Here is an 11,933-nt window from a genome sequence, read left to right as displayed (position 1 = left end):
GGTTACCGGCCAGGCTGCCCGTCGCCTCGATGGGCAGCCTCGGCCCAGTGTTGCCGCGGGGTCGCACCGCACAGCAAGGAGGCCGCAGTGCTAGGACGCTTTGGCAAGGATGCCGGTTCACTCGTGGGGTTGGAAATTGCCTCCGACGCCGTTCGGATACTGCAAGTGCAGCAGCGCAACCGGCGCTGGCGGGTAGTGGGTTCGGCACAAGAGCCGCTCCATTCGCCGCTTGGCGATGATTGGCGGGGCGAGTCCGGGCTGGTGGTCGCTGCATTGCAGCGTGCCTACCGGCGCAGCGGTGTCAGGCAGCGCCGGGTAGCGCTGGCGCTGTCCGCCAACCAGGTCATCTGCAAGCTGTGTCATCTGCCCGGGGAGCGGGATGGGGCAGAGATGGAGGTGCAGCTGCTGGCCGACGCTGAACGGCTGTTTCCGTTTCCGCTGGAAGACCTGGCCCTGGACTTTCAGGCGCTGGGGCCATCCCGCGTGCAGCCAGGTTGCCTCGAGGTGATGGTCGCGGCCTGTCGGCAGAGTGCGTTGGCGTCGCTCGCAACGGTGGTTGAAGAGGCCGGCCTGGAGTTGGCGGCCGTTGAAGTCGACAACATTGCCCTTTCTCGCATGTTGCCACAGGGCTGTATGGAGGGATCGGCGCTGCTGCGTCTCGAAACGCGTAGCGTCACCCTTTATGGCTGGCAGCCGGGCAAGGCCTTTCTGCGCGTTGAATTGCCACAGGATGAGTTGCGCGCAAGCGGGCAGCTGCCAGAGCATTTGCAGGCACTGTTTGCCGAAGCGTATCTGCCTGCGCGGCTTTGGGTTGCCAGCAGCGCACTGATCGATCCCGGTTGGCTGCAGGGCCTGAGCGAGCAGCTTGAGCTGCCATGTCGGCAGCTGCCCGGTCTGGCGGGTCTTGAGCAAGTTGATGGCTCGATGCTGCTGGCTGGCGCCCTCTCGGTTGGAGGGTGGCAGCCATGATGCGGCTGAACCTTCTGCCCTGGCGCGAGCGGCAACGCCAGGCGGCGTTGCGGCGTTTTCGCAGGCAGCTGGTCGCTGCTGCACTATTGGGCTTGTGCGCCGTGATGCTGGTCGACCAGCTTGCCCGTGTGCGAGGGCAGCAACAGGCGCTGGTCAATACACACCACCAGGCAGGCCTCGGGATGTTGGGCGAGCAGTTGCAGCCGCTGGCCGATATCCGTGCGCAACATGCGGCGCTGCTCGTCAGCGTGGCCGAGCTGGAGGGCTTGCGCAGCGGTCAGGGGCTCCTGGCCAGCGTGTTTGTCGACCTCGAGGGAGCGCTGCCAGTGGGGGTGCAACTGCTCGATCTGAGCCTGGAAAACGGCCGCCTGCACATGACCGGCCTGGCCCCGTCCGCTGCCGTTGTCGCACAGTTCATGCGCGATCTTGGCCGCTCGAGTGTATTGATCGATCTGGAACTCAAGCGCATCAAGAGCCTGGCGGGGGGCGATGAATTTCTGCTGTCTGCGCGTGTTTCGGCGTTCTGGTCGTGACCGCAGCACGGATGCTCGCCTGGCTGGCGGTTGCACAGGGCTCCCGCCGGCTCAGGCGGCTGGCACCCGTGCTGGTGGCCGTGCTGCTGTTCAGTCTGGGTTGCGCGATCCGCCTGCCGTCGCTTTTGCAGCAACAGGCTCAGGAGCATGCCAGGTACGCCGCACTGGACCAGCAACAGGCTGCCAGCAGCGCGCAGCTGGCGGAACTGGAGCACCTCCAGGCTGCTGTGGCAGATGCCGAGCGGCGGCTGCGTGAGGCGCACTGGCACTTGGCCGCAGGCGAGAGCATGAGCGATCTGCTGGACCGCCTGGCGGCGTCGGGCCGTGCGCAGGGCTTGCTCATCGAGCGACTTGAGGTGCATGAAGACCAGCAGCAGGCTGGTTTTCGCAGAGTGCCGCTGGAGTTGCAGGTGGTGGGGCGTTATGCCGCTTTGCGAGTGTGGCTGGACGACTGGTTGAGCCAGACGCGCATACTGCGCAGCGGTGACATGCGCCTGGAGGCTGCCGATGATCAGCCTGGGTTGTTGCGGCTTCGGTTACAGGTCGATGCCTATCACGCATCGGCACCTATGCCCGCTGCTGGCCTACTTGCGCAGTTGCCTGCCGTGGCCGCATCGCCAGCGCCTGCGCTTGACCCATTTGCGCCCAAGGCTATGCAAATGGCTAGTAGTGGGCTGGCCAGCGTGCCCCTTGGGCAACTGGAAATGGTCGGCAGCCTGTCACGTGGGGCCGCGCACGAAGCGCTGCTGATGGCGGCTGGCAGGCTCTATCGCGTGCGCCAGGGAGATCGCCTCGGGCGCGACCTGGGGGTGGTGACGCAGGTCGACCCGCGTCATGTCGAAGTACGTGAACGGCTGTTCCTGGCAGGGCTGTGGCACGAGCGCACAGCGTTCGTCAGCCTCGCAAGGCGCCTGGGCAAGGAGGCCCCGGATCAGGATGAAAATAGTGAAGAAATGGGCACTGGCGGCGTTGCTGCCTATCCCGCTGGTGTCGGCGACGCCTTATAAGGGTGAGCCGATGTCGTTGAACTTCCAGGACGTGGAAGTGCGTGCGGTGCTGCAGGTGCTGGCCGACTACGCCGGCGTCAACCTGGTTGCCAGCGATTCGGTGCAGGGCAGTGTCACCCTGCGTTTGCAGGATGTGCCATGGGACCAGGCCCTTGACCTGGTGCTGCGCAGCAAAGGCCTCGCCCGGCGCCAGGACGGCAATGTGCTGTTGGTCGCGCCTGCGGGGGAGTTTGCCGGCCAATCGTCAGATAGCCGTGTGGGGCCGTCATTGGATGCGCAAGTGCAGCCGCTGCGCCGAGAACTGCTGCCCATCTATCACGCCAAGGCCGCTGAACTGGCCGATTTGCTGATGGCGAGCCTCGCGGATGACGGCATTCTTGCGGGACGTGGCAGCCTGAGTGTCGATGAGCGCACCAATACCCTGGTTGCGCACCAGCCAGCCGACCGCCTTGCCGAGATACGGCAGTTGGTGCAGCAGCTGGACGTGCCGGTCCGTCAGGTAGCGATCGAGGCGCGTATCGTCGAGGCCAGCGTCGATTATGAGAAGAGCCTGGGAGTGCGCTGGGGCGGGCCGTTGTACGGGGAAAATATCCGGCCGGGCAAGGAGCTGTTCGTCGACCTCGGAGTAGAACGCGCCGGCAGCAGCATTGGCCTGGGCCTGCTGCGCGGGGGCGTGCTGCTCGACCTTGAGCTCAGTGCCATGGAAAAAAGCGGCAACGGCGAAATCATTTCGCAGCCCAAGGTGGTCACGGCCGACAAGGAAACGGCCAGGATCATCAAGGGCACCGAAGTGCCGTACCAGGAGACCACCCATAGCGGCGCTACGTCGGTGACGTTTCGCGAAGCCTCACTGTCGCTGGAGGTCACCCCGCAGATCACCCCGGACAACAAGGTGATCATGACCGTGAGGGTGACCAAGGACGAGCCGGATTACGTCAATGCCTTGAACAACGTTCCGCCGATCCGCAAGAACGAGGTCAACGCCAAGGTTCGTGTGGCCGACGGCGAGACGATCGTTATTGGCGGGGTGTATTCGACTTCGCAAAACAATGTGGTCGACAAGGTGCCATTTTTCGGTGATCTGCCGTATGTTGGGCGGCTGTTTCGACGCGATGCATTACAAGAGAAAAAATCCGAGCTGCTGGTCTTCCTGACTCCGCGTATCATGAGTGACCAGGCGATTGCTGTGAGTCGTTGATTCTGTGCGAAATTTGATACTTGTGGGGCCCATGGGCGCTGGTAAAAGCACCATCGGACGCCTTTTGGCCAAAGAGCTGCGCCTGCTGTTCAAGGATTCCGACAAGGAAATCGAACTGCGATGCGGCGCCAACATCCCGTGGATTTTCGACAAGGAAGGAGAGCCCGGTTTCCGTGATCGCGAGCAGGCGATGATCGCTGAATTGTGCGAACTTGACGGCGTGGTGCTGGCCACCGGTGGCGGCGCGGTAATGCGCGAAGCCAACCGCCAGGCACTGCGCCAGGGTGGCCGGGTAATCTACCTGCATGCCTCGGTGGAACAACAGGTTGGCCGTACCGCGCGCGACCGTAATCGCCCGCTGCTGCGCACTGCCAACCCCGAAGCAACCTTGCGTGCCCTGCTGGCAGCCCGTGACCCGCTCTATCGCGAGATCGCCGACCTGGTAGTAGAAACCGACGAGCGGCCGCCACGCATGGTGGTGATCGATATTCTCGAGCGCTTGCAGCAGTTGCCGCCCCGTTAAGCCGGGACTATTCTCGGCGACCAGCGCCGAGGCGAGGTTCAACGTTACCGCGCGGGTCGCCCCCGCGCCCAAGTACATTGTGGGGATACATGCAGACACTTAAGGTCGACCTGGGCGAGCGTAGCTACCCGATCTACATTGGCGAAGGCCTGCTGGACCAGCCCGAGTTGCTGGCGCCGCACATTGCCGGGCGGCAGGTGGCGATTGTTTCCAATGTGACCGTCGCGCCGTTGTATCTCGAACGCCTGAGCAAGACCCTGGGTGCCTACTCGGTGCTGCCGGTGGTATTGCCCGACGGCGAAGCCCACAAGAACTGGGAAACCCTGCAGCTGATCTTCGACGGCCTGCTGACTGCCCGGCATGACCGGCGCACCACCGTGGTCGCCCTGGGCGGCGGCGTGATCGGTGACATGGCCGGCTTCGCCGCGGCCTGCTACCAGCGCGGCGTCGACTTCATCCAGGTGCCGACCACCCTGCTGTCCCAGGTCGACTCCTCGGTGGGCGGCAAGACCGGTATCAACCACCCGCTGGGCAAGAACATGGTCGGCGCGTTCTATCAGCCCAATGCAGTGCTGATCGACACCACCAGCCTCAAGACCCTGCCGGCCCGCGAGTTGTCTGCAGGCCTGGCCGAAGTGATCAAGTACGGCCTGATCTGCGACCAGTCGTTCCTCGCCTGGCTCGAAGACAACATGCAGGCCCTGCGCGCCCTCGACCAGAAAGCCCTGACCGAAGCCATCCGCCGCTCCTGCGAGGCCAAGGCTGCAGTGGTCGGTGCCGACGAGCGCGAAGCCGGCGTGCGAGCCACGCTGAACCTGGGGCATACCTTCGGGCATGCCATCGAGACTCACATGGGCTACGGCGTCTGGCTGCACGGTGAAGCCGTGGCGGCCGGCACGGTAATGGCCCTGGAAATGTCCATGCGCCTCGGCTGGATCAGCCAGGCCGAACGTGATCGCGGTATCCGCCTGTTGCAGAACGCAGGTTTGCCGGTGGTGCCACCACAGGAAATGACACCGGCGCATTTCATGGAACACATGGCGGTCGACAAGAAGGTGCTCGACGGGCGTCTGCGTCTGGTGCTGTTGCGCCAGATGGGGGAAGCCGTGGTGACCGACGACTATCCGAAAGAGATTCTACAGGCCACGCTGTCGGCGGATTACCGCGCGATCGTGGCCCAGCTTTGAGGTTGTGACAGCGCAATGACCAGTTTGCATGCCGATGAGGCCTTTCTCGACCATTACCAGTTGAGCCACGATCCGTTCGCGCCGCGTGTGCCCGGCTTCAAGTTTTTCCCGGCCCAGCGCAAGCCCGTGCTCGGGCAGCTGCACCACCTGGCACGCTACAGCCAGTTGATGCTGGTGGTCACCGGCCCGCTGGGCAGCGGCAAGTCGCTGCTGCGCCAGGCCCTGGTGGCCAGCACCAACAAGCAGACCGTGCAGAGTGTGGTGGTGTCCGCCCGTAGTGCCAGCGATGCCGGCAGCGTGCTTGCGCAGGTCGCGCAGGAGCTGGATGTGGCCCAGGCTGAAATGCAGGCGATCCTGTCCAAGGTCGTGCAGCTGGCATTGACCGGGCAGGAAGTGTATTTGCTGGTGGACGATGCGGAACAACTCGACGAGTCGGCACTCCAAGCGTTGCTGGAGTTGGCAGCGGGCGTGCCAGAAGGGCGACCGCACGTGTTCCTGTTCGGTGAGCCATCACTGATTGCCGGGTTGGACGAACTCGATGTCGAGGAAGAACGTTTCCACATCATCGAGCTTGCCCCCTACAGTGAAGAAGAGACCCGCGAGTACCTGGAACAGCGCCTGGAAGGGGCTGGCCGGGGCATCGAGGTGTTCAGCCGTGAACAGATCGTCGATATCCATGAAAACTCCGACGGCTGGCCTGGCAACATCAACCAGGTCGCCCGTGACACTTTGATCGAAGCCATGATCGCCAGCCGCTCGACGGCCAAGCGACCATCCATGGGGTTCAAGATGCCTAAAAAACATGTGCTCGCACTGTCCGCTGTGGTTGTGGTCGCCGTTGCGGCTGCGGTATTGATGCCCAAGAAAGGCGACAAGCCACCTGCCGAAGCGCCCGCCCAGGCCCAGCTGCCGCTCGGCGAAGGCAAGCCTGGCGCTGCCATCGAATTCTCCGGCTCGTCCCAGCCGACGCCCCTGCCGCTGGGGGGCCAGTCGCAACCGGTGATGCGCGAACCGTTGGCCCAGGCCGCAGGCATGGGTGAGGGTGAAGAAGGCAGCCCGGCTGGCGATACGGCCCTGCAGCCTGGCAACCCGCCGCCGACCGTTACCACCATCGCACCGCCTCAAGGTGTACCAGCCGGCCCGGCGCCTGCGCCTGCGCAGCCGATTGCCACGGCCCCTGCCCAGCCACGTCCGGTTGCGCCTGCGCCAAAACCGGTCGCAACCCAGCCTGCCAAGCCGGTTGCGCCTGCCAAGCCTGCGCCAGCGCCGGCCCAGGTCGCAGCTGCCAAGCCTGCCGAGAAACCAGCGGCCACTGGCAGCGCTGGCGGTGGTTGGTACTCCGGGCAGAAACCAGGCAACTACGTGGTGCAAATCCTGGGTACCAGCTCCGAGGCTTCGGCCCAGGCGTTCGTCAAGGCCCAGGGTGGCGACTATCGCTACTTCAAGAAAAACCTGCAGGGCAAGCCCCTGTACGTCGTCACTTACGGCAGCTTCGCCAACCGTGACGCTGCGGTTGCGGCAATCAAGAACTTGCCAGCGAAGGTCCAGGCTGGTAAACCTTGGCCACGTACCGTCGCCAGCGTCCAACAAGAGCTGGCCTCGGCCCGCTGATACCTGCCGGGCGGCAACACCCCGCCGCCCAGTTGCTGAGCGATAACTGACTTTTCGTCTAGCCTGCTGCGCCTGAGCGCGGCAGGCTTTTCTGTCCCGGACTGCCGGCCACAAGCCCCTAGTTGCAGTCATGGCTGAAACGCTTCAGACTCCGGCCAAGCCGTTATCACGGCGCATGGCGCAAAAACATTCAAAATTGCGACATAAATTTTCAATGGTGAGACATGAAAATTTGTGGGCATCGCTGTCGCTGTGCAACAATGGTTTTCCATGACCACCGCAAAAAAGCTGGCGTTTGATCGGCGTGGATGGTAAGTGGTTGTTAAAAAAGAGATTTACCTCCGTTGAGAGGTGAACCTGGTGAGAATGTGTCTATGAAAACAGGTCTGTACCATCCCGAAGAATTCAAGGACAACTGTGGTTTTGGCCTGATCGCCCATATGACGGGCGAACCGAGCCACCACCTTCTGCAAACCGCCATGCAGGCCCTGACTTGCATGACCCACCGCGGCGGTATCAACGCCGACGGCAAGACCGGTGACGGTTGCGGTCTGCTGATGCAGAAGCCCGATCAATTCCTGCGTGCCGTGGCCCAGGAACACTTCGCCGTCGAGCTGCCAAAGCAGTACGCCGTTGGCATGGTGTTCTTCAACCAGGACCCGGTCAAAGCCGAAGCTGCCCGCGCCAACATGGACCGCGAAATCCTCGCGGCCGGCCTGAAGCTGGTCGGCTGGCGCAAGGTGCCGATCGACACCAGCGTGCTCGGCCGTCTGGCCCTGGAGCGCCTGCCGCAGATCGAGCAGGTGTTCATCGGCGGTGAAGGCCTGAGCGACCAGGAATTCGCCATCAAGCTGTTCAGTGCGCGTCGCCGTTCGTCCGTGGCCAACGCCCACGACGCCGACCATTACATCTGCAGCTTCTCGCACAAGACCATCATCTACAAAGGCCTGATGATGCCGCGCGATCTCGCGGCGTTTTACCCTGACCTGGATGACCCGCGCCTGCAGACTGCGATCTGCGTGTTCCACCAGCGCTTCTCCACCAATACCTTGCCGAAATGGCCGCTGGCGCAGCCGTTCCGCTTTCTCGCCCACAACGGCGAGATCAACACCATTACCGGCAACCGCAACTGGGCCATGGCCCGTCGCACCAAGTTCGCCAACGACCAGATCCCCGACCTCGAAGAGCTCGGCCCGCTGGTCAACCGCGTCGGTTCCGACTCCTCCAGCATGGACAACATGCTCGAGCTGATGGTCACCGGCGGCATCGACCTGTTCCGCGGCGTGCGCATGCTGGTACCGCCAGCCTGGCAGAACGTCGAGACCATGGACGCCGACCTGCGCGCCTTCTACGAATACAACTCCATGCACATGGAACCGTGGGATGGCCCGGCCGGTATCGTCATGACCGAAGGCCGCCACGCGGTGTGCCTGCTCGACCGCAACGGCCTGCGCCCGGCGCGCTGGGTGACTACCACCAATGGCTACATCACCATCGCCTCGGAAATCGGCGTATGGGGTTACCAGCCCGAGGACGTTGTGGCCAAAGGCCGTGTCGGCCCGGGCCAGATCCTTGCCGTGGACACCGAAACCGGGCAAATTCTCGACACCGACGCCATCGACAACCGCCTGAAGTCGCGCCACCCGTACAAACGCTGGCTGCGTCAGCACGCCACGCGCATCCAGGCGACGCTGACCGATGACCAAGGCGCGGCCAGCTACGACGCTGACCAGCTCAAGCAATACATGAAAATGTTCCAGGTCACGTTTGAAGAGCGTGACCAGGTGCTGCGCCCACTGGGCGAACAGGGCCAGGAAGCGGTCGGCTCGATGGGTGACGACACGCCGATGGCGGTTCTGTCGCAGCGCGTGCGTTCGCCGTACGACTTCTTCCGCCAGCAGTTCGCGCAGGTGACCAACCCGCCGATCGACCCGCTGCGCGAAGCGATCGTGATGTCGCTGGAAATCTGCCTGGGCGCCGAGCGCAATATCTTCCAGGAGTCCCCGGAGCACGCTTCGCGGGTAATCCTCAGCTCGCCGGTCATTTCGCCCGCCAAGTGGCGCTCGCTGATGAACCTGGAGCGCGAAGGCTTCGAGCGCCAGCTGATCGACCTCAACTATGAACAGAGCGTGGGCCTGGAAGCGGCCATCCGCAACATCGCCGACCAGGCCGAAGAAGCCGTGCGCGCCGGCAAGACCCAGCTGGTGCTGAGCGACCGCTACATTGCCCCGGGCAAACTGCCGGTGCACGCCTCGCTGGCCGTGGGTGCGGTGCACCACCGCCTGACCGAAAAGGGCCTGCGTTGCGACAGTAACATCCTGGTGGAAACCGCCACCGCCCGTGACCCGCACCACTTTGCCGTGCTGCTGGGCTTCGGTGCTTCGGCCGTTTACCCGTACCTGGCTTATGAAGTGCTGGCCGACCTGATCCGCACCGGCGAAGTGCTGGGCGATCTGGACGAAGTCTTCAAGTACTACCGCAAGGGTATCTCCAAGGGCCTGCTGAAGATCCTGTCGAAGATGGGCATCTCCACCATCGCCTCGTACCGTGGTGCGCAGCTGTTCGAAGCCATTGGCCTGGCCGAAGAAGTGGTTGGCCTGAGCTTCAAGGGTGTATCCAGCCGCATCAAGGGTGCACGCTTTGAAGACCTGGAAAGCGACCAGAAGCTGCTGGCTGCCGAAGCCTGGAGCGCGCGCAAGCCGATCCAGCAAGGTGGCCTGCTGAAGTTTGTTCACGGTGGCGAGTACCACGCCTACAACCCGGACGTGGTGAATACCCTGCAAGCCGCCGTGCAACAGGGCGACTACGCCAAGTTCAAGGAATACACCACGCTGGTCGACCAGCGCCCGGTGTCGATGATCCGCGACCTGCTGAAGGTGAAAGTTGCTGACCAGCCGCTGCCGCTGGAGCAGATCGAGCCGCTGGACGCCATCCTCAAGCGCTTCGACTCCGCCGGTATCTCGCTGGGTGCACTGTCGCCAGAAGCCCACGAAGCCCTGGCCGAGGCGATGAACCGCCTGGGCGCGCGCTCCAACTCCGGCGAGGGCGGTGAAGACCCGTCGCGCTACGGCACCATTCGCAGCTCGAAGATCAAGCAGGTGGCCACCGGCCGCTTTGGCGTGACCCCGGAATACCTGGTCAACGCCGAGGTGCTGCAGATCAAGGTTGCCCAAGGCGCCAAGCCCGGTGAGGGCGGCCAGCTGCCAGGCGGCAAGGTCAACGGCCTGATCGCCAAGCTGCGCTATGCGGTACCGGGCGTGACCCTGATTTCGCCACCGCCGCACCACGACATCTACTCGATCGAAGACCTGGCCCAGCTGATCTACGACCTCAAGCAGGTCAACCCGCAGGCCCTGGTTTCGGTCAAGCTGGTGGCAGAAGCCGGCGTCGGCACCATCGCCGCTGGCGTCGCCAAGGCCTATGCCGACCTGATCACCATTTCCGGTTACGATGGTGGTACCGGCGCGTCGCCGCTGACCTCGATCAAGTACGCCGGCGCCCCGTGGGAGCTCGGCCTGGCTGAAACCCACCAGACCCTGCGTGGCAACGACCTGCGCGGCAAGGTACGGGTACAGACCGACGGCGGCCTGAAAACCGGCCTGGACGTGATCAAGGCAGCCATCCTCGGCGCCGAAAGCTTTGGCTTTGGCACCGCGCCGATGATCGCCCTGGGCTGCAAGTACCTGCGCATCTGCCACCTGAACAACTGCGCCACCGGTGTAGCCACGCAGAACGACAAACTGCGCAAGGACCACTACATCGGCACCGTCGACATGGTGATCAACTTCTTCACCTTCGTCGCCGAAGAAACCCGTGAGTGGCTGGCCAAGCTGGGCGTACGCAGCCTTGGCGAGCTGATCGGCCGTACCGACCTGCTCGACGTGCTGCCAGGCGACACCGAGCGCCAGCAATACCTGGACCTGACCCCGCTGCTGGGCAGCTCGCACATTCCGGCGGACAAGCCGCAGTTCTGCGAAGTCGACAGGAACCCGCCTTTCGACAAGGGTGAACTGGCCGAGAAAATGGTGGAAATGGCCATGCCGGCCATTCGCGACCAGGCCGGTGGCGAGTTCAGCCTCGATATCTGCAACTGCGACCGCTCCATTGGCGCCCGTATCTCTGGTGAAATCGCCAAGCTGTACGGCAACCAGGGCATGGCCGCCAACCCGATCACCTTCCGCTTCAAAGGCACTGCAGGGCAGAGCTTCGGCGTGTGGAACGCCGGTGGCCTTAACCTGCTGCTGGAAGGCGACGCCAATGACTACGTTGGCAAAGGCATGACCGGTGGCAAGCTCACCATCGTGCCGCCAGCCGGTAGCCCGTTCGCAACCCAGCACAGCGCCATCGTCGGCAACACCTGCCTGTACGGTGCCACTGGCGGCAAGCTGTTCGCCGCCGGTACTGCGGGCGAGCGTTTTGCTGTGCGTAACTCCGGCGCCCACGCTGTTGTCGAGGGTACTGGCGATCACTGCTGTGAATACATGACCGGCGGCTTTGTCTGCGTCCTGGGCAAGACCGGTTACAACTTCGGTTCTGGCATGACTGGCGGCTTCGCCTACGTGCTCGACATGGACAACAGCTTCGTCGACAAGCTCAACCACGAGCTGGTGGAAATCCAGCGTATCAGTGGTGAAGCGATGGAAGCCTACCGTAGCCACCTGGCGCGGGTCCTTGGCGAGTATGTGGAAGAAACCGGCAGCGAGTGGGGGCGCGAGCTCTCGGAGAACCTGGACGACTACGTGCGGCGCTTCTGGCTGGTCAAGCCGAAGGCGGCCAACCTGAAGCAACTGCTGTCCAGCACCCGTGCCAACCCGCAGTAACAACAGCTGCAAGTGGCAAGCCCCGAGCTGCACGTAGAAGCGCTCGAGGTTTGCCCGGCTTAAGTGATCGTCTTGCGGCTTGCAG

Annotated in this window: 8 protein-coding genes; all 8 read left to right on the top strand. The window is 63.5% G+C overall.

Annotation, left to right across the window (positions count from 1 at the left end; translation table 11 throughout):
• Positions 1 to 87: 87 nt before the first annotated feature.
• The 8 genes from pilM to gltB all read left to right on the top strand — a co-directional run bounded on the left by pilM (position 88) and on the right by gltB (position 11,848).
• On the top strand, positions 88 to 969 hold the full coding sequence (gene pilM, locus AC5O5I_RS26365; RefSeq protein WP_172228883.1) for a type IV pilus biogenesis protein PilM: 882 nt from the start codon (positions 88 to 90) through the stop codon (positions 967 to 969).
• The gene (locus AC5O5I_RS26360; protein WP_494511794.1) at positions 966 to 1,502 is read left to right on the top strand and encodes a PilN domain-containing protein; all 537 of its coding nucleotides are present in this window, start codon (positions 966 to 968) and stop codon (positions 1,500 to 1,502) included. Before pilM ends, AC5O5I_RS26360 begins: the two co-directional genes overlap by 4 nt.
• An 11-nt stretch (positions 1,503 to 1,513) precedes the next feature.
• Positions 1,514 to 2,509: a pilus assembly protein PilP gene (locus AC5O5I_RS26355; protein WP_494512791.1), complete on the top strand. Its 996-nt coding sequence runs from the start codon at positions 1,514 to 1,516 to the stop codon at positions 2,507 to 2,509.
• Positions 2,439 to 3,707 (top strand): type IV pilus secretin PilQ, encoded by a 1,269-nt coding sequence (locus AC5O5I_RS26350; protein ID WP_494511793.1) that lies wholly within the window; start codon positions 2,439 to 2,441, stop codon positions 3,705 to 3,707. Before AC5O5I_RS26355 ends, AC5O5I_RS26350 begins: the two co-directional genes overlap by 71 nt.
• Before the next feature lie 4 nt (positions 3,708 to 3,711).
• Positions 3,712 to 4,230 carry a shikimate kinase AroK gene (gene aroK / locus AC5O5I_RS26345; protein ID WP_172228889.1) on the top strand — a complete coding sequence of 173 codons (519 nt, stop codon included), beginning with the start codon at positions 3,712 to 3,714 and terminating at the stop codon, positions 4,228 to 4,230.
• Between the two features lie 89 nt (positions 4,231 to 4,319).
• Positions 4,320 to 5,417, top strand: coding sequence for a 3-dehydroquinate synthase (gene aroB, locus AC5O5I_RS26340; protein ID WP_494511792.1), 1,098 nt, complete (start codon positions 4,320 to 4,322; stop codon positions 5,415 to 5,417).
• A 15-nt stretch (positions 5,418 to 5,432) separates the two neighbouring features.
• Positions 5,433 to 7,028 (top strand): SPOR domain-containing protein, encoded by a 1,596-nt coding sequence (locus AC5O5I_RS26335; protein WP_494511791.1) that lies wholly within the window; start codon positions 5,433 to 5,435, stop codon positions 7,026 to 7,028.
• A 374-nt stretch (positions 7,029 to 7,402) separates the two neighbouring features.
• Complete coding sequence (gltB, locus tag AC5O5I_RS26330) at positions 7,403 to 11,848, top strand: glutamate synthase large subunit (RefSeq protein WP_494511790.1); 4,446 nt, start codon at positions 7,403 to 7,405, stop codon at positions 11,846 to 11,848.
• The last annotated feature ends 85 nt before the right edge of the window (positions 11,849 to 11,933 follow it).

It is taken from the genome of Pseudomonas sp. 9_2_1 (genome assembly GCF_059295275.1).
This window is presented reverse-complemented; position numbering and strand designations above follow the sequence as displayed.